This is a genomic window from Streptomyces sp. NPDC014891 (assembly GCF_043081085.1).
GTDB lineage: Bacteria > Actinomycetota > Actinomycetes > Streptomycetales > Streptomycetaceae > Streptomyces.
Window position 1 is genome coordinate 559310 of record NZ_JBIBWF010000003.1, and the last position, 19439, is coordinate 578748.

At 76.2% G+C, this 19439-nt stretch carries 17 protein-coding genes; 6 read left to right on the plus strand and 11 right to left on the minus strand.

Translation table 11 applies throughout. The features are described from left to right. Positions 1–90 precede the first annotated feature (90 nt). A complete protein-coding gene (locus ACF09E_RS10850; protein WP_392204839.1) occupies positions 91–750 on the plus strand; it encodes a DedA family protein in 660 nt (219 codons plus the stop codon). Positions 751–821: 71 nt separating this feature from the next. Here ACF09E_RS10850 and ACF09E_RS10855 read toward each other — a convergent pair whose 3' ends face one another. The 3 genes from ACF09E_RS10855 to ACF09E_RS10865 all read right to left on the minus strand — a co-directional run bounded on the left by ACF09E_RS10855 (position 822) and on the right by ACF09E_RS10865 (position 4669). Further along, positions 822–1871 carry an MBL fold metallo-hydrolase gene (locus ACF09E_RS10855; RefSeq protein WP_392204840.1) on the minus strand — a complete coding sequence of 350 codons (1050 nt, stop codon included), beginning with the start codon at positions 1869–1871 and terminating at the stop codon, positions 822–824. Positions 1872–2109: 238 nt separating this feature from the next. Beyond that, positions 2110–3342: an aminotransferase class I/II-fold pyridoxal phosphate-dependent enzyme gene (locus ACF09E_RS10860; RefSeq protein ID WP_392204841.1), complete on the minus strand. Its 1233-nt coding sequence runs from the start codon at positions 3340–3342 to the stop codon at positions 2110–2112. Between the two features lie 94 nt (positions 3343–3436). Further along, complete coding sequence (locus ACF09E_RS10865) at positions 3437–4669, minus strand: sulfite oxidase (protein ID WP_392204842.1); 1233 nt, start codon at positions 4667–4669, stop codon at positions 3437–3439. Between the two features lie 441 nt (positions 4670–5110). On the opposite strand from ACF09E_RS10865, the gene ACF09E_RS10870 reads away from it, so the two are divergent. Both ACF09E_RS10870 and ACF09E_RS10875 read left to right on the plus strand, forming a co-directional pair. After that, positions 5111–5629 (plus strand): GNAT family N-acetyltransferase, encoded by a 519-nt coding sequence (locus ACF09E_RS10870; RefSeq protein ID WP_392204843.1) that lies wholly within the window; start codon positions 5111–5113, stop codon positions 5627–5629. A 91-nt stretch (positions 5630–5720) separates the two neighbouring features. Then, positions 5721–6578 (plus strand): methyltransferase domain-containing protein, encoded by an 858-nt coding sequence (locus tag ACF09E_RS10875; RefSeq protein WP_392204844.1) that lies wholly within the window; start codon positions 5721–5723, stop codon positions 6576–6578. 91 nt (positions 6579–6669) lie between these two features. On the opposite strand, the gene ACF09E_RS10880 is transcribed toward ACF09E_RS10875, so the two are convergent. Together ACF09E_RS10880 and ACF09E_RS10885 are read right to left on the minus strand one after the other, a co-directional pair. Further along, positions 6670–7965 carry a hypothetical protein gene (locus ACF09E_RS10880; protein WP_392204845.1) on the minus strand — a complete coding sequence of 432 codons (1296 nt, stop codon included), beginning with the start codon at positions 7963–7965 and terminating at the stop codon, positions 6670–6672. Positions 7966–8390: 425 nt separating this feature from the next. Next, entirely contained in the window at positions 8391–10454 is a 2064-nt protein-coding gene (locus ACF09E_RS10885; protein ID WP_392204846.1) for a DUF5107 domain-containing protein, read from the minus strand. 190 nt (positions 10455–10644) lie between these two features. On the opposite strand from ACF09E_RS10885, the gene ACF09E_RS10890 reads away from it, so the two are divergent. After that, positions 10645–10977, plus strand: coding sequence for a DUF6204 family protein (locus ACF09E_RS10890; protein ID WP_392204847.1), 333 nt, complete (start codon positions 10645–10647; stop codon positions 10975–10977). Between the two features lie 98 nt (positions 10978–11075). On the opposite strand, the gene ACF09E_RS10895 is transcribed toward ACF09E_RS10890, so the two are convergent. Then, complete coding sequence (locus tag ACF09E_RS10895) at positions 11076–11426, minus strand: hypothetical protein (protein WP_392204848.1); 351 nt, start codon at positions 11424–11426, stop codon at positions 11076–11078. Beyond that, on the minus strand, positions 11423–11674 hold the full coding sequence (locus tag ACF09E_RS10900) for a lipopolysaccharide assembly protein LapA domain-containing protein (RefSeq protein ID WP_388795987.1): 252 nt from the start codon (positions 11672–11674) through the stop codon (positions 11423–11425). The genes ACF09E_RS10895 and ACF09E_RS10900 overlap by 4 nt, the downstream gene beginning before the upstream one ends. A gap of 259 nt (positions 11675–11933) precedes the next feature. On the opposite strand from ACF09E_RS10900, the gene ACF09E_RS10905 reads away from it, so the two are divergent. Both ACF09E_RS10905 and ACF09E_RS10910 read left to right on the plus strand, forming a co-directional pair. Continuing rightward, a complete protein-coding gene (locus tag ACF09E_RS10905) occupies positions 11934–12695 on the plus strand; it encodes a GntR family transcriptional regulator (protein ID WP_392204849.1) in 762 nt (253 codons plus the stop codon). A gap of 215 nt (positions 12696–12910) precedes the next feature. Then, entirely contained in the window at positions 12911–14014 is a 1104-nt protein-coding gene (locus ACF09E_RS10910; RefSeq protein WP_388795995.1) for an adenosine deaminase, read from the plus strand. A 146-nt stretch (positions 14015–14160) separates the two neighbouring features. Here ACF09E_RS10910 and ACF09E_RS10915 read toward each other — a convergent pair whose 3' ends face one another. The 4 genes from ACF09E_RS10915 to ACF09E_RS10930 form a co-directional block, all read right to left on the minus strand. Continuing rightward, positions 14161–15060, minus strand: coding sequence for an LD-carboxypeptidase (locus ACF09E_RS10915; RefSeq protein WP_392205017.1), 900 nt, complete (start codon positions 15058–15060; stop codon positions 14161–14163). Between the two features lie 77 nt (positions 15061–15137). Then, positions 15138–17138: a prolyl oligopeptidase family serine peptidase gene (locus tag ACF09E_RS10920; protein ID WP_392204850.1), complete on the minus strand. Its 2001-nt coding sequence runs from the start codon at positions 17136–17138 to the stop codon at positions 15138–15140. A gap of 46 nt (positions 17139–17184) precedes the next feature. Then, positions 17185–18519, minus strand: coding sequence for a M20/M25/M40 family metallo-hydrolase (locus ACF09E_RS10925; RefSeq protein WP_392204851.1), 1335 nt, complete (start codon positions 18517–18519; stop codon positions 17185–17187). Beyond that, complete coding sequence (locus ACF09E_RS10930; protein WP_388796003.1) at positions 18512–19345, minus strand: M55 family metallopeptidase; 834 nt, start codon at positions 19343–19345, stop codon at positions 18512–18514. Before ACF09E_RS10930 ends, ACF09E_RS10925 begins: the two co-directional genes overlap by 8 nt. Between the last annotated feature and the right edge of the window lie 94 nt (positions 19346–19439).

Consider the following 19439-nt stretch of genomic DNA (forward strand, 5'->3'; position numbering starts at 1 on the left):
GCGGACCGCGGCGGCCGGGGGCGCCGGGACCGCCGGGCCCAGGGGATCCGTGCCGGAGTCCGCGCCCGCGGCGCGGCCGGGGGGCGGCCGGTGATCGACGGGCTCACCGGCGTCGTGGCGGTGGTGCGGGAACTGCCCCCGGAGTCGACGCAGCAGGCGGTCGGCTACCCCTCGCTGTTCCTCCTCGTGGCACTCGGCGCGCTGGTGCCGGTCGTGCCCACGGGCGCGATCGTCAGTTCGGCGGCGGTCGTCGCCTTCCACCAGACGTCGCCGCTCTCACTGCTCCACGTCTTCCTGGTGTCGGCGTTCGCCGCCCTGCTCGGCGACACCGTCCTCTACTGGCTGGGGCAGCGCGGGGTGCGCTCGCGCAACGGCTCGCGGTGGCTCGCCGCCCTGCGGGGCCGGGTGACGCCGGATCGGCTCGCGCACGCGCAGGAGCGGCTGGACACGCACCAGGTGTCGGTGCTCGTGCTGTCGCGGCTCGTGCCGGCGGGGCGGATCCCGGTGATGCTGGCGTGCCTGCTGGCGGAGATGCCGCTGCGGCGGTTCGTCCGCGGTGACGCGGCGGCCTGCCTCGCGTGGGCGGCGACGTACCAGGTGATCGGGATTCTGGGCGGTTCGCTGTTCCCGGAGCCGTGGCAGGGTGTGGTGGCCGCGGTGGGCCTGACGGTGCTGGTCAGCGCGGTGCCGGGGCTGTGGCGGCGGCTGCGGGGGCAGCGCCCGAAGGTGGGCGGGGTCCAGGAGCGCTAGGGGGCGTCCCGCGGCCGGGCCGCGGGGCGGTGTGGCGGGTGCGGGGTGCGGGCCGGCGGAGGGCCCGTCCGTCAGGGCGCGAGGACCCGCGAGCCGCCGACGGGGAGGTCCCACAGGTCCTCACGGCGCAGCCCCGCCTGCTCCCAGGCGGTCCTGACCCGGGTGAGGGGTTCGAGGACGGGCTCCGAGGACAGCACGAACGTCGCCCAGTGCATGGGGGCCATGCGCCGCGCCCCGAGGTCCTGGTGCGCGCGGACCGCCTCCTCCGGGTCGGTGTGGACGTCGCTGAGCCACCAGCGGGGGTCGTAGGCGCCGATCGGCAGCAGGGCCAGGTCGATGCCGGGGTACCGGCGGCCGATCTCGGCGAACCAGTGGCCGTACCCGGTGTCACCGGCGAAGTACACGCGCCGCCCCGGCCGGTCGGTGAGCACCCAGCCGCCCCACAGGGAGCGGCAGGTGTCCAGGAGGGTGCGCTTGGACCAGTGGTGGGCGGGGACGAAGTCGAAGCGGACGCCGTCGAGTTCGGCGGCCTCCCACCAGTCCAGCTCGGTGACCCGGGTGAAGCGGCGCCGGGTGAACCATCGGCCGAGGCCGGCGGGGACGAAGACCGGGGTGTGCCGGGGAAGCCGCTTCAGGGTCGGGGCGTCGAGGTGGTCGAAGTGGTTGTGGCTGATGACGACGGCGTCGACGGGCGGCAGGTCCTCCCAGCGGACGCCGACGGGGGTGAGCCGGGCCGGGGTGCCGAAGATGCGCCGGGACCAGACCGGGTCGGTGAGGACGGCGAGCCCGCCCATGCGCAGCAGCCAACTGGCGTGTCCGGCCCAGGTGACGGCGAGGGTGTCGGGACCGGCGGGCGGCAGCGGGCCCGGTTCGTAGGGCAGCAGCGGGATGTCGCGGAGTCCCTCGGGACGGGGGCGTACGGCTCCCTCGCGGGCGAGGCGGGCCAGGGCCCGCACGCCGGGCAGCGGGGCGGTGAGCCGATCGGCGAAGCTGCGGGGCCAGTCGGGGCGGAGCCGTCCCACCGGGTGCAGGACGGAGGTGTCGGCGGGGGCCGCGGCGGGGCCGGGCCGGTGCGGGGCCGGGCCGGCGGCCCGCGCGGGGTGTGCCGTCCGTTCCGTCATCTGCGGGCTCCGTTCTGCGCGGATGCTGCGGCTCGTGCGGAGAGGGGGACGCGTGGGGTGCGCGGCGCGCGCTCCGGGGGTGCGGGCGGCGGACCGGTGGGGCGGGCGGCCGCGGGCCGGGCCGGTGCTCCCGGCGGCCGGACGGGCGCGGGGGCGCGACGGATGCGGACCGCTCGGGCGGCGCCCGGAGCCGGTGCGGGCCGCCGTCGCCCCGGCGGCCGCGCGACGCGGTGCGCGGTCACCGCAGCTCCTCCAGGAGCGCGCCGAAGTCCGCGAGTCTCCGGGCCACGTGGGGCAGCGTCTCCGGGCTCTCCGCCGTGAGCGTCTCCGCCCGCTCCTCCGCCGTGTCCCCGAGGAACATGCCGGTGCCGAACCGGACGCGCAGGGCGCCGAGTTCGTCGCCGAAGCGGTGGCCGCCGGTCGCCGGGGCGCCGAGGCGTGCGCCGAGGTGGCTCTCCAGCTCCAGGGAGTCGGTGACGCCCCGGGCGGCGAGACCGGCCCGCAGCGGGCCGAGATCCGCGTAGAGGTGACGGCCCGCCTGCGGCGGCCGGGCGAGGGCCCCGGCGGCGAGCACCGCGCGGTGCGCGGCGGCGGCGAGGCGGCCGTGGACGGCGGCGGCGCGCCGGGCCCGTACGGTGACGTCCTCGGGTTCGTCGAGGGCGTGCGCGGCGGCGGGGGCGACCGGTCCGGGGACGACGGCCCCGAGGGCGGTGAGCACGTCGAGCACGCGAGCCCGGCGGTCGGTCCAGCGGTCGGCGCGGGACGGGTCGGTGGGCGGGAAGCGGGCGACGGCGCAGGGCCAGGCGGCGGGGGTGAGCGCGCCGCCGAGGTCGGACAGGACGGTGACGTCGTCCGGGCACATCTCGGCCGGGCTGAGGAGCACGGTGTCCTCGGGGCGGTGGCGGGTGTCGCGCCAGGTCTCGTCGCTGATGACGTGCAGTCCCTCGGCGACGGCCGCCTCGCACGCCTCGCGGACGAGTTCGGGCGGGGCGACGGTGGCGGTGGGGTCGTCGGCGACCGAGAGCAGGAGGACCCGCGGGGTGCCGCCCTCGGCCCGGATCCGCCGGACGGTCTCCAGGAGGGCGTACGGGTCGGGGACGCCGCCGGCCTCGGCGGGTGTCGGTACGTGGTAGGCCGGGCGGCCCAGGAGGCGGGCCTGCGGGGTCCACCAGGCGGGGCAGGGCCGGGGCAGCAGGAGGTCGCCGCCGTGGGCGGCGATCAGGGCGAGCAGCAGCGCGGGGGCGCCGGGGCCGGCGACGACGTCCTCTGCGTGGGTGCGCAGGCCGCGGCGCCACCAGTAGCCGGAGGCGGCCTCCCGCAGGACGGGGCCGCCGCCGGGCGGTTCGGGGGTGGTCCGTCCGGCGGCGGCGGCGAGGAGCCCGGCGAGTCCGGGCAGCACGGGCAGACCCGTGTCGGGGGCGGGAGGGCCGTAGCGCACCGGGCCGCGGCCTTCCGGAGCCGTCTGCCGCATGTCCCGTACCTCCTGAGGGCACGGGGGCGCCGACACGGCACCCCCGTGCCCTTTATACGAAGGTTCGGACGTTTCCGCCGCTCCAGGCGTCGGTTCAGGCGACGGTCACGGGGTGCCGTACGACCGCGTTGAAGAGGTAGCCCTGGGTGTTGTGGACGGCCCGCTCGGGCTGGGTGTTCCCGGCGGCGTCGGTGGTGCGCGACAGCAGGGTGGCCGGTCCGGTGGCGCGCGGGAGCCAGGGCGTGCTCCAGCGGACCCAGCCGTCCCGCCGGGGGGTGTCGTGGAGGTGGGCCCGGCGCCAGCGGGCGCCGCCGTCGGTGGACACCTCGACGGTCCGTACGGGGGCGAGCGCGGACCAGGCCCTGCCGGTCAGCCGGTGGGGCCGGCCGGCCTCCAGGGTGGCGCCGAAGGGCAGCTGGTAGCCGGACTTGAGCGTCTGGCGGCTGATCGGCGCGCTGCCGCCGGCCGGGTGGGCGTCGCCGAGGAGGCGGTACCAGTCGGTGGACCAGGGCGAGCTGAGCGGGCGGGTGGAGACCTCGATGTCGCCGAGCCACTTGACGGAGGCGATGCCGACCCAGGAGGGGACGACGAGCCGGACCGGGTGGCCGTGGTCGTACGGGAGGGGTTCGCCGTTCATCTCGTACGCGAGGATCACGTCGTCGAAGGCCTTGGCGACGGGCAGCGGACGGCGGACCCGGCCGTAGTCGACGCCGCCGGAGACGTAGGGGTCGTCGAGGCCGCGCGGCTGGAGGTCGACGGCGTCGCGGGCGATGCCGGCCCGGCGGAGGACGTCGGCGAGGCGGACGCCGCGCCAGCGGGCGGCTCCGACGGCGCCGAGGGTCCAGGCGGTGCCGGTGACCGGCTCGCCCTGCTGGCTCGTGTAGAGGCTGCGGCCGTTCCCGGCGCATTCGATCAGGGCCGTTCGGGTGACCGAGGGCAGGTCGCGGAGCTGCCCGTAGGTGAAGTGGACGGGGCTGCGGCCGTGCAGCCCGTCGCCCCAGAGCGTCAGCCGCCAGTCGGCGGCGTCGAGGACCGGGGTGGTGGTGTGGTTGCGGACGAAGAAGCGGTCGACGGGGGTGAGGGCGCCAGTGTCCCCGAAGGCGTCGAAGCGGGCCTCGGCGTTGGTGCCGCGGACGGTGAAGTGGGCGGCCGGGAGGGCCTTGACGATCCCGGGAGCCGCGGTCGCGGACGCGGGCGCGGTGCGCGCGGGGGCGGGGGCCGCGGACGCCGCGGGGGCCGTGGCGAGGCCGCCGAGGGCGGAGACCGCCGGCGCCGCCGCGAGGACCTTCAGCAGGGAACGGCGGTCGGGGGCTGGCGGGTTCGGCACGGGACTCCTCGGCAGCTGGGAGGGGCGCGCCACCGGGCGGCGGCGCGGCCGATCCTAGGGTCGGAAGGGCGGCCGGGACGGCCCGTTCATCGTGCTGTCACAGGGGGTTCGTCAGGTCGCGCCGGGCGGGCGGACCGCAGGTGCGGAGGCGGATCCGGCAGGGGCCCGGACGTGCGAGGACGGGGCCGGGTGGCGGCCCGCAGGTGCGAGGTGGGCGGGTGCCGTCCCCGGGTCCGAGGGGCGGACGGGGTCAAGGCCCCCGGGGGCGGGGGGTCCTGGGCGGGGCCCGGGGGCGGAGCCAGGGGCCGGGGCCCCGCGCCCAGGAGGCGGGGTCGGGCGGAGCCAAGGGCCGGGGCCGGGAGCGGAGTCAGGAGGCCGGGGCCCGGGGGCGGGGGCGTAAATGCAGGGGCGGTCGGGGCGGTACCCGGCGGACAATGCGCCATGCCGATACGAGAAGCCGTTCCCGAGGACGCGGCAGGGATCGCCGCCGTGCACGTCCTGTCCTGGCGGGCCGCCTACCGCGACCTGCTCCCCCACTCCTACCTGGACGGCCTGGACGTCGAGGAGCGCACCGCCGTCTGGCGCACCCGGCTGACCGCCCCGGACCGGTCCGACGTCCTGGTCGAGACGGACCCCGACGGGCGGGTGCGGGCGTTCTCCTGCTTCCGGGCCTGGCCCGGCGAGGAGTTCGACGGGCGGACCACGGCGGAGCTGGCCGCCCTGTACGCCCTGCCCGAGGTGTGGGGCACGGGGGTGGGGCGAGCCCTCCTCACGGCGTCCGCGCGAGCGCTCGCGGCGAGCGGGTTCCGCACGGTGGCGCTGTGGGTGTTCGCGGGGAACGCCCGGGGCCGCCGTTTCTACGAGGCGGCGGGCCTGCGCCCGGACGGCGAGGTCGTACGGGAGGAGACCGGCGGCCGCCTCCTCGACGAACTCCGCTACCGGGGAGACCTGTTCACCTGAACCTCCGTCCATATATCAAGACGGGGATCTCATCATGCGACATCCGTGCGTACGGTGGTGGGCACGCACCCACACCGAGGGAGTCGCTCCGATGACGCATGCCTCCACCTCCTCCACGCCGTCCGCCGACCCCGGGACGGCCCACGAGACGGCCGTCTACACGCACGGCCACCACGAGTCGGTCCTGCGCTCGCACAGCTGGCGGACCGCGGCGAACTCCGCCGCGTACCTGCTGCCCGCGCTGTCCGCGGGGCTGGACGTCCTGGACGTGGGCTGCGGGCCCGGCACCATCACCGCCGACCTGGCCGCCCTGGTCGCCCCCGGCCGGGTGACCGCGGTCGACGCGGCCGAGGGGGTGCTGGCGAACGCGCGCGCCGTGTCGGCCGAACGCGGCCTGGAGAACGTCCGGTTCGCCGTCGCCGACGTGCACGCCCTGGACTTCCCCGACGACTCCTTCGACGTGGTCCACGCCCACCAGGTGCTGCAGCACGTCGGCGACCCGGTCCAGGCGCTGCGCGAGATGCGGCGGGTGTGCCGCCCGGGGGGCGTCGTCGCCGCCCGTGACAGCGACTACGGGGCCTTCGCCTGGTACCCCGAGCGGCCCGTCCTGGACGGCTGGCTGGACCTGTACCACCGGGTCGCCCGCGCCAACGGCGGCGAACCGGACGCGGGACGACGACTGTTCGCCTGGGCACGGCAGGCGGGCTTCACCGACGTCACGACGACCGCCGGCACCTGGTGCTTCGCCACGCCCGAGGAGCGTGCCTGGTGGAGCGGCCTGTGGGCGGACCGTACGACGGGCTCCGGGTACGCCGACCTGGCCGTGGCCGGCGGCCACGCGACCGCGGCGGAGCTGGCCGGCATCGCGGACGCCTGGCGTGAGTGGGGCACCCGGGAGGACGCGTGGTTCATGGTCCCGCACGGCGAGATCCTGTGCCGGGTGTCCTGACGGGCCCTCGGAACCGGACCCCCGGAAAGGGCGGTGGCCGGCCCGCCGGGCCCGGCGGGGGATCCGTCGGCGGCGGGACCGGGGTGATCCGTCAGCCCCCGGGCCGCGCGTCGGCGCCCTCCGTGCCGGTGTGGCCGGCGCTGAACCCGAGGCGCCCGCCGAGGGCCCGGTAGCGGTCGCGGGCCGGCTCGCCGACGGGGACCGCGTACGTGTCGAGGAGGTGCAGGAGGAGGCGGAAGCCGAGGTCCGGGTCGACCGCCGTGACCACGTCCTCCAGGGCCCGCGCGACCCCGCGGATCTGCTCCGCGTCGGTGTGGACGGCCTCGCGCACCTCCCGCAGCACCGCCTCCGTCAGATCGGTCCTCGCGGGCGCGAGGAAGGGCGCGTACGCGGGGTCGACCTCCGCGAGGTGGGCGTGGCACACCTGGGAGACCTGGTCGAGCCAGACCCTCCCGTCGGCGTCGAACTCGTCCTCGTCGGGCAGGTGCGGACGCCTGGCCGCGGTACGCCAGAGCAGGCCGATCGCCTCCTGGGACAGGGCCGAGTCCAGGAGCCGCCAGGCGTCGTCGAGGAGCACCGCCGCGTACGCCCCCGGGGCGTGTCCCGGGCCGTCGTCCGCTACCCGCTGGATGTGCTCGCGTGGGGTGCCGCCGTAGGTCCACTCGGTGCCCCGGAGCGCGGCCGCGAGCATCGGGAGCCCGAATCCGCCGCGGGCGAAGTCCCGGCGGCCCGGGTCGAGGGGGCGCCAGCGCACGACGAGCCCGTCGTGGACGACGGCCGGGGGGTACGCGAGTCCGTCCCCGAGGGCGAACAGCCGGTCGTAGGCATCCGCGCCGACCGGCACGGAGTACGCCTTGAGCGCCCGCAGGAAGAGCCGCAGACCGAGGTCGGCGTCGGCCTCCCGCACCACCCGGAGAAGAGCCGGGGCGACTCCGGGGACGGCGACGCGGAGTTCCAGGGCGGCCGAGGCCGACTCGATCTCCGCGGCCACCGCGCGCCGCAGCTCCTCCTCCGGTACGTCGGGCCGGGCGTCGTCCAGGGACCGCAGCTCGTACGGGTCGCGCTCCGCGGCGCGCGGCGGGCACAGCTCCGCGACCGCCGCCAGCCAGGTCCGGGTGTCGGTGCCCGCCTCGGCCGGGTCGAAGCAGCGGCGCACGGCCGCCAGCCACACGGTGCGGAGCACCTCGTCCGGCAGCGGGGACTCCAGGAGGAGCCGGACGTCCGCGCCGAGCCGGTGGTCGTCGTCCTCCGCCTCGGCCTCGGCGACGTCGAGGACGACCGGTTCGTCGAGGCGGAGGCACGACCGGTCGCAGAAGGTGCCGGCGAGGCCGCTCAGCCCGAAGTCGGCCGCGTAGTCGTAGACGTACACCTCGCGGGTGCGTGCCATCGGCCGTACCTCCTGCCTCCCGGGCGGACCGGGCTCCCGGCGGCGCGGGGGAGCCCTGTTCCCATGGTCGGCGCAGAGCGCGTCCGGCGCCCGCTCCGGAGGCCCGGGGACCTCGCATCGCCGGCCTCAGAAGATGTCGTGGAAACCGAGGCAGTCCGGATCCCGGAGGGGGCAGCCGGGGTGGGGCGTGCGGTCCGGTTCCGGCTCGGGAGGCGGCCCGTCCGCGAGGGCGGGAGCGGGCGGCAGGACGAAGGCCCCGCAGAGGCAGGCCCCGCACGTCCCCGCGAACCGCGGCTCCCCGTGACGGAAGCGCGGATGTCCGCAGCGGCACTCCTGGGTCGCCCATGCCGCCATCTCCGGGCCTCCGCTCCCCCACGGTCTCCGCTCCCTCCAGCGTAGCGACCGGGGCCCGGGGCCGCCCGGCCTCAGCCCGGTCGCATTCTGAACTCGTAGGCGTCCGGCAGGGGTTCGTCGGTGACGCGGGCCCAGAGCTCCCCCAGGACCTCGGCGCCCTCGCGCAGGTCGGCCACCTCGAAGCCCGCGTCGAAGAGGGCCCGGGCCCCGTCCGGCCGGCCCTCGGCGAGCAGCAGCCGGACTTCGAGCAGCCGGAAGGCCCCCTGCCGCCGGACGGCGGCCGGCAGCCGGTCCCAGAGGGCCCGGGCGCGGTCGTGCCGGTCTACCGCGAGGAGCGCGTCGAGGGCCTCCCTGCCGAGGGCGGCGACGGCCCGCGCCGAGTGCCCGGCGCGCACCGCCGCGCCGGTACCGCGCTCGTCCGCGAGGGCCTCCTCCGCGGGGTCCTCCGCGCGCCTCCCGCCCGCCGGGGCTTCGGTGCCGCCGTCCGTCGCCTCGTGGTCGGCGAACGCCTCGGCGAAGTGCTCCGCGGCCCGTTCCGGGTGGCCCTCCTCGCGGTCGGCGACGGCCAGGCAGTACAGCAGGGGCCAGCGCACGGTCGCCTCCTTGAGGCCCCGCTCCCAGCTCCGTACGGCCTGGGCCCGGTCGCCGGCGTGCCACTGGGCGATGCCGAGCTGGTACTCGGTGGCGGGGTCGGCCGGGGCGGTCTCCAGCATGTCCCGCCAGGCGGTCGCGACCAGGGGCGCGGTCAGCGGGGCGGCTCCGTGCGCCGGGTCCTTCGCCGGGAGCGGCAGGACGCCGGTGCGGAGCAGCTCCCGCCAGGGGGCCTGCTCGGGCCCGAGCGTCGACTCGGGGAACGGCGTGCCGGGCAACGCGTGGCCCCCGCGCAGGACTTCGAGCGCTCCCCAGCCGGATCCGGTCGCGAGGACCTCCTCCGGCGCCCGGTCGGCCGAGGTCTCGCGCCAGGCCGCGTGGGCGGCGTCGACCGCCTCGCGGGGCAGGGCGGCCGAGAGGCTGCGCTCGACGTCGGCACGGGCGGCCGCCCAGTCGTCGCCGAGGGCCGCGGCGGGGTCGGCGGCGAGCGGTCCGTACGCCTCAAGCCAGCTGAACTCCGCGCCGCCCGGCAGTTCCAGGTGTTCGAGCTGGGTGCGGGCGAGCCCGGCCTGGATCTCCGCGTAGCCGGGGGTGCCGGGTTCCGTCAGCCACTCCTGCCAGCGGCGGCCGCCGCGTCCGGTGCCCCAGACGAAGAGCTTGCGGCCGCGCAGCGGGTCGGTGGAGGTCTGGACGAGTCCGGTGCCGTCCGCGTCGAGGGCGGCGATCCAGCGGCGCTGCCCGTCGGGCAGGTCGTAGAACCAGTCGGCGGCGTGGGTGCTGTTCCGCGGGTACGTGCGGTCCGTGCCGTCCTCGGTGACGGGCACCGGGACCCGGTCGAGGCCTCGGTCGTAGCCGTGGTGCCAGGCCGCGTCGGCGGGCGCGAGGATCCGGCGGTCCTCGGGGACGGCGATGTTGGACCACCAGTAGACGGGGGCGGTGAGCTCGTGGGGGTTGCGTATCCGGACCGCCGCGTACAGGAAGTCGGCGTCCTCGGGCAGCCAGAGGTCGACCTGGAAGGGCAGGTCGCGCAGCCGCTCCCACTCCCAGAGGCGGAGCATCGGCCCGCCGTCGGGTGCGCGGACGACGGCCGCGTGGAGGGGGGAGCAGGAGAGCACGGTGTGGCCGGTGGCCCCGATGTTCCACTCGACGCCGCCGGAGAACCAGGCGCCGTTCAGGGCGAAGGCGGCGGGCTGGAACACCGGGTTGCGATAGAGGAGTTCGCGGCCGGTCGGCTTGTGGTGGAGGGAGTGGAGCCGGCCGCCGAGGCCGGGCAGCACGGTGGCCCGGAGCCGGTCGTTCTCGATCACGATCGCGTCGAGGTCCGCGGGCGTGCGCTCGCGGCCGTAGCCGTCGCGGACGGGGGCGGGGAGGATGCTGCGCAGCGGGTCCCGGCCGATGGCCCGGGCCATGTCCCGCGGGAGTTCCGCGAGGGTCTGCGGGTCGACCGCGTGGACCCCGGCGGGGGCCCGGAGTGCGGGAAGGGGATTGTCCGGCCGCAACAGGGCGGCGGGCAGCGTCAGTACGGCACGTCGTACGGTCGTCATCGCCCCATGGAACACGCCCGCGGTCATCCTGACCAGGGGTTCTCGACCCCGGGCTTCGACCGGTCCGAGGGCTTGCGAGGGCCCGGAGGCGGCCGGGAAATTCCCGGCGGATCGGGCGCCCGCCGCCGTAGGGTGGACGGTCGGCACGCCGTCGGCGGCCGGGGAACCAGCGCAGCAGGGAGTACGAGGAATGGGCACGCAGCACACCTACCGGGTCATCGTGCGCGGCACCTTCGACGGTCTGTCGGAGGAGAGCCGGGCACGACTGCTCGCCGAGGTGGACGCGCACGGGCTGACCGCGATGCAGTTCACGGAGGAGGGCTCGCTCACCTACGACCGGACGCTGAAGCACTTCTCGTACCGCCTGGTCGTCGTCTCCGACGCGGCGGACGGCGACGAGATGGCGGGCGCGCTCGCGGAGGACCGGGTGGAGACGGCGCTGGCGGAGCTCGGGCACGGGTACCGGGGGCTGCGGTCGACGGTGACCGACCTCGACACGATGAAGATCAACTACAAGCGCTGAGCGGGGGCACCGCCGCCGGCTCAGCGGTGTGCCGTGCGAGCGGGGGCTGCCTCAGCGGTGCGCCGTGCGGACGCGGGGCGGGGTGGGGTGGTGCCGGCTCAGCGGCGTGCCGTGCGGACGCGGGGCGGGCAGCTCTCCCCCTTGCGCACGACTCCGATCATGACCGTGGTGCGGCGGTCGAGGCCCGTGCCCGCCTCCGGGTACTGGGTGACGACCTGCCACCGCGGCGGCCAGAGGACCCGCCGGTCGCGCCCGCTCACGTCGTGCACGTCCAGCCGGGTCCGGGGGTCGAGGCGGGTGAAGACGCGCCACAGGCCGCGGCCGAGGAAGTCGGGCACGGGGCGGGTCCCGGCGCCCTCGTCGGCGGTGGCGGCCTCCTCCGTCGAGGTGACCGCGACCGCGGCCAGCGCGATCACGGCCCCCGCGCCCACGACGGCGCGGCGCCTCACTTCCGCCTCCGCGCCGCGGCGTAGAAGCCGCAGGCCGCTCCGACGACCGCGGTGGCGAGCAGGGCCAGGTAGAGCGGCATGGTCACTTCGGGGACCAGGATCCTGATCTTGACCTCGCGGGTGTTCTGGAAGATGAAGACCAGCGTGACGACGGCGAGCGCGGCCATCGCGATCCGCCCCGGGGTCATGGCCTCGGTGAACCGGGACCCGCCGCCGCGCGATGTCCGTGACGCCTCTTTGGGACTCATGCCCGGCCCTCTCCTCCGTCGTGCCGTCGGTCGTACCCGGCCGTGGCCGTGGGTCCAGAATGAGGTGAGTGGAGCCTCACCGTGACGGTGAGCAGAGCCGTCCGGGTGACTTGTCAGACAACGTGGGGCGACTACCGTGGTGCCCGACACTGTCGGAACCGGGTCACGCACGACCCGCCGGAACGCGGACGGGTCCACCAGATCCCACAGGTCCCACCGGAGCCGACCGGAACCGACCGGAACGAGACGAGGAGCGGCTGTGGCGGTCAGCGGGCAGCGGCGGCGACCGGTCGTGGCGCTCTACGAGCGCATCGCGGACGCCGTCCACGACGGCACCTACCCGCCGGGCTCCACCCTCCCCTCCGAGCCCAAGCTCGCCGCCGAGCTGGGCGTGAGCCGGCCCGCCCTGCGCGAGGCCCTGCTGCTGCTCCAGGAGGACGGCCTGCTGACCGTGCGCCGCGGGGTGGGCCGCACGGTCAACGACCGGCCGCCCCGGCGCGGTTTCGAACACGTCCGGCCCATCGAGGAGCTCATCGGCGCGGGCACTCCGCTGCGGGTGCGGGCCCTGCTGCGCACGGTCGAGGAGCCGACGGACTTCACCACCCAGCACCTGCTCGCCCCGGCCCGCGCGGAGCTGCGCTTCTGGGAGTCCCTGCTGACCGGGGAGGGTACGGCGGCGGCGCTGAGCCACGAGTGGGCGGCGGCCGACGAACTGCTCGACCGGGTGCACCCGGAGTTCGCCCGCGCCCTGCGGGCGGCGGATGCGCAGGCCGGCCAGGGAGCCGCCGCCTCGATGCTCTCGGTCCTGCTGGGCGCCTCGCGGGAGACCGCGCTCTCCGCGCACAGCGGCATCACGGCGACCCTGCTGGGGCGGCGGCGCGGTGACCAGCTGGGACGTCCGGCCGACACCCCCGCCGTCCTGGTCACCCAGGTCGTCCGGGTCGGCGAGACCCCGGTCCTGGCCGCCAAGCACATGCTTCCGACGGGCACCCCCGCCCTGCCGGTCCTGCAGTCGCACTGAGGCACCCGCACCGGGTCCACCGGCGCGCCCCGGGGAGGTCGTGGTCCCGGCCGTCGCGCGCCGGGCGTGCGCCCGGGGCACCGGGGGGCGCGTCCGCGGATGCGCTCCGCCCCAGGTCCCGCCTCCGGGCCGCGCGGGTGCCGCCACGGTCTCCGGAGCGCCCCTGTCGGTCCCGTCACAGCGGCCCCCTCCTCCGTGGCGTACACTTCCCCGCCATGCACTTGTCTGACAACCCTGCCACGCCTGCCGCCGCCACCGTCTCCGAGTGGATCCGCCGGGCCCCCAAGGCCGTCCTCCACGACCACCTCGACGGCGGCCTGCGCGCCTCGACCATCGTCGAGCTGGCGCGGGAACGCGGCTACACCGCGCTGCCCACCGAGGACCCGGCGGCGCTCGCGGTCTGGTTCCGGGACGCCGCCGACTCCGGTTCCCTGGAGCGCTACCTGGAGACCTTCGCCCACACCTGCGCGGTGATGCAGACCCGCGAGGCGCTCACCCGCATCGCGGCCGAGTGCGCCGAGGACCTCGCGGCGGACGGTGTCGTCTACGCCGAGATCCGCTACGCCCCCGAGCAGCACCTGGAGGGCGGCCTGACCCTCGACGAGGTCGTCGAGGCCGTCAACGACGGCTTCCGCGAGGGCGAGCGCCGCTCCGGCGGCCGGATCACGGTCCGCACCCTCCTCACGGGCATGCGCCACACGGACCGCTCCCTGGAGATCGCGCAGCTCACCGTCGCGCACCGGGACAAGGGCGTGGCCGGCTTCGACATCGCCGGCGGCGAGATCGGCAACCCGCCGGCCCGTCACCTGCCCGCCTTCCAGCACCTGAAGCGGGAGAACTGCCACTACACGATCCACGCGGGCGAGGCCGTCGGCGCGGAGTCGATCCACGAGGCCGTGCAGGTCTGCGGCACCGAGCGGATCGGCCACGGCGTGCGGATCACCGACGACATCGCCGAGGACGGCACGCTCGGCCGGCTCGCCTCGTACGTCCGGGACAACCGCATCGCCCTGGAGGTCTGCCCGACCTCCAACCTCCAGACGGGCGCTGCGAAGGACTACGCTTCGCACCCGATCGACGAGCTGCGCCGCCTGGGCTTCCGCATCACGCTGAACACGGACAACCGGCTGGTCTCCGGCACCACCATGAGCGAGGAGTTCCAGCACATGGCGGACGCCTTCGGCTACGGCCCGGAGGTCTTCGAGGAGTTCACCGTCGCCGCGCTGGAGGCCGCCTTCCTGCCGCTCCCCGAGCGGCAGCGGCTGATCGACGAGGTGGTCCGCCCGGGGTACGCGACGCTGCGCGCCGTGTCGGCCTGACCCCCGGGCCGGGCCGGGGGCCCGCCGGCCCGGCACCCGGGCGAGCGGGCGCACCCGGCGCCTCCGGTCCTCCGCGAGGGCCGGGGCCGGGCGTCCCCGTCCGGGCCCGCGGCCCGCGCCTCCCCGGGCGCCCTCCTCCGCAGCTCTCAGCGCAGGGCCGGGACGTCCAGGGTGAGGGTGTTCCCGTCCGTGTCCAGGACGGCCGGCACGCCGAGCGGCACGGTCAGGGCCGTCGCGCTGTGGCCGAAGCCCAGCTCCTCCACCACGGGGACGCCGAGGCCGCCGAGACGGTCCACGAGGACCGCCCGGACCTCCTCGTACGGTCCGCACTCCGCCCAGGACCCGAGGGCGACGCCCGCGACGCCGTCCAGCCATCCGGACCGGAGGAGCTGGGTGAGGATGCGGTCCAGCCGGTACGGCTCCTCCCCCACGTCCTCGATGAGGAGCAGGCCCCCGCGGGCCGAGGGGCGGGCGCCGGGGGTGCCGAGGTCCGCGGCGAGGAGGCTGACGCAGCCACCGAGCGTCACGCCCCGGGCCCGGCCCGGCACCAGGGTCCGTGCCGTGTCCAGGCCGAGCGTGCGCACCGACTCGGGCTCGAACAGCGTGGCGCGCAGCGACTCCCGGGTGCGCGCGTCGGACAGGAAGGTCCCCGCGGCGACCATCGGGCCGTGCAGGGTCGCGTGGCCCGCCCGGACGGCGAAGGCCTCGTGCAGGACGGTGACGTCGCTGTAGCCGACGAACGCCTTGGGCCCGGCCTCCCGGATAGCCCGCCAGTCGACGAGGTCGACCATGCGCTGCGCGCCGAAGCCGCCGCGGGCGCAGAGGACGGCGGACACCGCGGGGTCGCAGTAGGCCTCGGTCAGGTCCCGGGCCCTGTCCCGGTCGGCGCCCGCGAGGTGGTCGAGAGCGGGGTGGGTGTCCAGGACGTGCGGGGCGACGACGGGGTCGAGGCCCCAGCCGCGGAGGATGTCCAGCCCCGCCCGCAGCCGCTCCTCGGGGACCGGTCCGCTGGGGGCGACGACGGCGACCCGGGCGCCGGGCCGCAGCCGCTCGGGCCGGGCCGGCGCTCCGACGGGCGGCCGGGACCCGGGGGGCGGGGCGAAGAGGGCGGGGTCGGAAGCCGTCACGTGCGGTACTCCAGGTCGGGGACGTCGGCCCGCCGGACGCCGAAGGTCCGGGCGTACAGGGAGAGTTCGGCCTCCAGAGCGCGCACCATCGTGTCGGCCCGGCGGAAGCCGTGCCCCTCGCCCTCGAAGGCGAGGTACGCGTGCGGGACGCCCCGGCCCGCGGTGCGGGCGAGGAAGCGCTCGGCCTGCGCGGGCGGGCAGATGACGTCGTCGAGCCCCTGGAGCAGCAGGAAGGGCGCGGTGACGCGGTCGACGTGCTCGATGGGCGAGCGCTCCTTGTACCGGGCTGGGACGTCGTCGACGGATCCGATGAGTCCGTGGAGGTACTGGGACTCGAAGTCGTGGGTCTCGTCGGTGGCCCAGCCCCGCAGGTCCAGGATGGGGTAGATGATCGTGCCGCACGCGTACACGTCGGTGGAGACCAGGGAGGCGGCGGTCGTCCAGCCTCCGGCGCTGCCGCCGCGGACCGCCAGCCGGGCCGGGTCGGCGGTGCCCTCGGCGGCGAGCGCCAGGGCGACGGCCGCACAGTCCTCGACGTCGACCACGCCCCACTGCTCGCGCAGCCGCTCGCGGTACTCGCGGCCGTACCCGGTGGAGCCGCCGTAGTTGACCTCGGCGACGCCGATGCCGCGGGAGGTGAAGTAGGTGATCTCCAGGTCGAGGACGAGGGGCGCGTGGCCGGTGGGGCCGCCGTGGGCCCAGATGACGTAGGGCGGGAGTTCGCCCTCGGGGCCGGTGAACCCGGGGTGGTGGGGAGGGTAGACCTGCGCGTGGATCTCGCGTCCGCCGGGTCCGGTGAAGGTGCGCACGCGGGGCTCGGGGTGGTGGGCGGGGTCGACGGCGTCGGTGTGGGCGGCGCCGACGACCCGGGTGCGGCCGGTCCGGGTGTCGAGTTCGACGAGTTCGTAGGAGCTGAGCGGGGAGGCGGCGATGCCGACCACGCGGGTGCCGTGGGCGGCCAGGGTGGGGGCCCACTCCGTCCAGGGTCCGGCGGCGTCGGCGAGGGTGCCGCGGTCGGGGTCGAGGACGCCGAGGGCGGTGGTGCCCTTCCCGTGGACCACGGCCACCAGGCCGTTCTCCAGGGGGGTGAACCAGTTCAGTCCGATCTTCCAGAGCGGTCCGCCGAACTCCTCGGCCCTGGGGCAGAGGGCCGCCGGCTCGCCGAGGCCGCCGTCGCCGTCGACCTCCGCCCGGTAGAGGTTCCACCAGCCGGTGCGGTCGCTGACGAGGAGCAGCCGTCCCGCCGCGTCCCAGTCGACCTGGGGGATCGACTCGGAGGGGCCGCCCGCGACGGTCCGGGCGGGGTGGAAGGTGCCGTCGGGGGCGATCTCGGCCAGCTGGACCTCGGTGCCGTCCCAGGGCATCCGGGGATGGTCCCAGCCGATCCAGGCGGCCCGGCGGCCGTCCGGGGAGAGCCGGGGCCCGGTGACGAAGCGGTGGCTCCCGTCGGAGAGTTCGCGCACGGCCGCGCGGTCGTCGGCCGCGGAGCCGTCGAGCGGGACGGCGGCGATCACCCGGCGCACGTCGGTCGGGGCGGGGCCGGTGAACTCCTCCAGGACGCACCACACCTCGCCCCGGTCGGGGTGGACGACCGGGTCCACCCAGCGCAGTCCCCCGCCGGTCCCGGAGACGGGGGTCAGGGGCCGGGGCTCCGCGCCGGCGGCGGCGTCGGGTTCGTACGCGTAGAGGCGCTGATCGGGGAAGTGGCAGAAGACGGCGAGCGGGCCGCCGGCCTGGCGCGGTACGGCCGCCCAGGGCACCCCGCCGTACTCGACGACGCGGCTGCGCACGTTCCACGGGGCGGGCAGCAGGCTCTCCTCGGTACCGTCGGCGCGCCGGCGCACCAGGGCGCGCCTGCCCCCCTCCGCGGGCCGCGGCGCGGTCCACCACAGCTCGTCGCCGACGACGCCGGGGTACTCGGGCCGCCCGTCGTGGGCGGCGGCGAGCTCCGCGTCGACGGGTGACGGCCAACTGCCGTGTGCGGCGATCGTCTTCATTCCGGCTCCCCCTGTCACGGTGGTACGCGAACGGTCCCGGTCGGCCCTACGCCGACTTCAGGTAATGGTCGAGGACCCGGACGCCGAAGTGCAGTGCGTCCACGGGGACGCGCTCGTCGACGCCGTGGAAGAGGGACCCGTAGTCGAGGTCCGGCGGCAGCCGGAGGGGTGAGAAGCCGTAGCCGGTGATGCCGAGCCGGGAGAACTGCTTGGCGTCGGTGCCGCCGGACATGGTGAACGGCACGACGTGCCCGTCCGGGTCGAAGCGCTCGACGGCGGCCCGCAGCTTGGCGAAGGTCGGCGAGTCGACGGGGGCTTCGAGGGCGACCTCGCGGTGGTGGTACTCCCACTCGACGTCGGGACCGGTCAGCTCGTCCATGGTCCGGGCGAACTCCTCCTCGGTGCCCGGCAGCGTCCGCCCGTCGATGTGCGCGACGGCCTGGCCCGGGATGACGTTGACCTTGTATCCGGCGGCGAGCATCGTCGGGTTGGTGCTGTTGCGGACGGTCGGCGCGACCAGGGCGGCGGCCGGTCCGAGCTTGTCGAGGAGGACGTCCACGTCGAAGTGGGGTGCGCGGGTGTCGATCTCGATGCCCTGGAGCGCCGCGAGTTCGGTGAGGGCCGCGCGGACGGTGTCGGTGAGCCGGACGGGCCAGCGGTGCGCGCCGATCCGGGAGACGGCGTCGGCGAGGCGGGTGACGGCGTTGTCCCTGTTGACCTTGGAGCCGTGGCCCGCCCGGCCGTGGGCGGTGAGCGTGAGCCAGGCGGTCCCGCGCTCGCCCGCGGCGATCGGGTAGAGGGTCGTGCCGGGCTGCGGGTGGAAGCTGAAGGCCCCGGACTCGCTGATGCCCTCGGTGCAGCCCTCGAAGAGGGCGGCGTGCCGGTCGGCGAGGAAGCCGGAGCCGTCCTCGGCGCTCGCCTCCTCGTCGGCCGTGTAGGCGAGGACGATGTCGCGGCGCGGCCGGATGCCCTGCCGGGCCCAGGAGCGGACGACGGCGAGGACCATCGCGTCCATGTTCTTCATGTCGACGGCGCCGCGGCCCCACACGACGCCGTCGCGGACCTCGCCGGAGAAGGGGTGGACGGTCCACTCGGCGGGGTCGGCCGGGACGACGTCCAGATGGCCGTGGACGAGGAGCGCCTCGGCCGTGGGGTCGGTGCCGGGGATGCGCGCCACGACGTTGGTGCGGCCGGGGGTCCGCTCCAGGAGGGTGGGTTCGACGCCGGCGGCGGCGAGCCGCTCGGCGACGTACTCGGCGGCGGGCCGTTCGCGGCAGTCGCCGCCGCCCCGGTTGGTGGTGTCGATGCGGATCAGCTCGGAGGTGAAGGTGACCACCTCGTCGAGCGCCGTGGTGTCCGGGCCGCGGACCTCGTCAGCCATACTGCTCCTCCACCGCGGCCGAGACGATGGTCGTGACCGCCTTGAACGTGCGAATTGCCTCGTACATCGTCCCGCTGGTGTACGCGACGCGCCGCTCCGCGGTGCGCGCCACGCCGGGAACCACCGTGGCGGCGGCGCCCAGGTGCTCCGCGTCGAACTCCAGCTCCACGGTGAAGGGGCCGCCGCGGACCGGTTCGTGGCGGACGGCGAGGGCGGCCCCGGTCTTCGCCGCGGCGCGGATGTCGGCGGCCGTTCTGGCCGGGGTCCGGCAGACCGCCGCGTACCGCGAGACGTAGTCCTTGACGGCGACCTTGGGCGCCTCCGGCGCGTACCCGAGGGCGTCTTCGCAGGTGAGGTCGTCGCCGGTGACGAGCACGACGGGGACGCCGTACTCCGCGACCACATGGGCGTTCAGCAGTCCCTCGCTGGCCCGCTCGCCGTTGAGCCAGACGCCGGTGATCGAGTTGGCCAGGTAGGTGTGGGCGAGGACCCCCTCGGTACCCGCGCCGGTGTGGTAGCCGACGAAGGCGATGCCGTCGACGTCCCCGTGCTGCACGCCCTCGACCATGGAGAGGGTCTTGTGCCGCCCGGTGATCATCTCGGCGCGCTCGTCGAGCCGCTCCAGGAGCAGGTTCCGCATGGACCAGTGCGCTTCGTTGATGAGGACCTCGTCCGCGCCGCCGTCGAGGAAGCCCAGCACGGCCGCGTTCACGTCGGAGGTGAACATCGTGCGGCAGCGCTCCCACTGCGGCGTGCCGGGCAGCACGTCGGCGGGCCAGGTCACGCCGGTGGCGCCCTCCATGTCGGCGCTGATGAGGATCTTCATGTCTGGCACCGTACGCGCCGCCCGGCGGCCGTACCACCCCTGTGGAAAACGTCATTGGCCTGGCCCATTGGAGGCCCGCCGACGGCCGGACGGG

Coding starts and splice junctions, on each gene's coding strand:
- ACF09E_RS10855 (WP_392204840.1), bottom strand. CDS start 1,871: ATGACGGAACGGACGGCACACCCCGCGCGGGCCGCCGGCCCGGCCCCG.
- ACF09E_RS10860 (WP_392204841.1), bottom strand. CDS start 3,342: ATGCGGCAGACGGCTCCGGAAGGCCGCGGCCCGGTGCGCTACGGCCCT.
- ACF09E_RS10870 (WP_392204843.1), top strand. CDS start 5,111: ATGCCGATACGAGAAGCCGTTCCCGAGGACGCGGCAGGGATCGCCGCC.
- ACF09E_RS10875 (WP_392204844.1), top strand. CDS start 5,721: ATGACGCATGCCTCCACCTCCTCCACGCCGTCCGCCGACCCCGGGACG.
- ACF09E_RS10880 (WP_392204845.1), bottom strand. CDS start 7,965: ATGGCACGCACCCGCGAGGTGTACGTCTACGACTACGCGGCCGACTTC.
- ACF09E_RS10885 (WP_392204846.1), bottom strand. CDS start 10,454: ATGACGACCGTACGACGTGCCGTACTGACGCTGCCCGCCGCCCTGTTG.
- ACF09E_RS10890 (WP_392204847.1), top strand. CDS start 10,645: ATGGGCACGCAGCACACCTACCGGGTCATCGTGCGCGGCACCTTCGAC.
- ACF09E_RS10900 (WP_388795987.1), bottom strand. CDS start 11,674: ATGAGTCCCAAAGAGGCGTCACGGACATCGCGCGGCGGCGGGTCCCGG.
- ACF09E_RS10910 (WP_388795995.1), top strand. CDS start 12,911: ATGCACTTGTCTGACAACCCTGCCACGCCTGCCGCCGCCACCGTCTCC.
- ACF09E_RS10920 (WP_392204850.1), bottom strand. CDS start 17,138: ATGAAGACGATCGCCGCACACGGCAGTTGGCCGTCACCCGTCGACGCG.
- ACF09E_RS10925 (WP_392204851.1), bottom strand. CDS start 18,519: ATGGCTGACGAGGTCCGCGGCCCGGACACCACGGCGCTCGACGAGGTG.
- ACF09E_RS10930 (WP_388796003.1), bottom strand. CDS start 19,345: ATGAAGATCCTCATCAGCGCCGACATGGAGGGCGCCACCGGCGTGACC.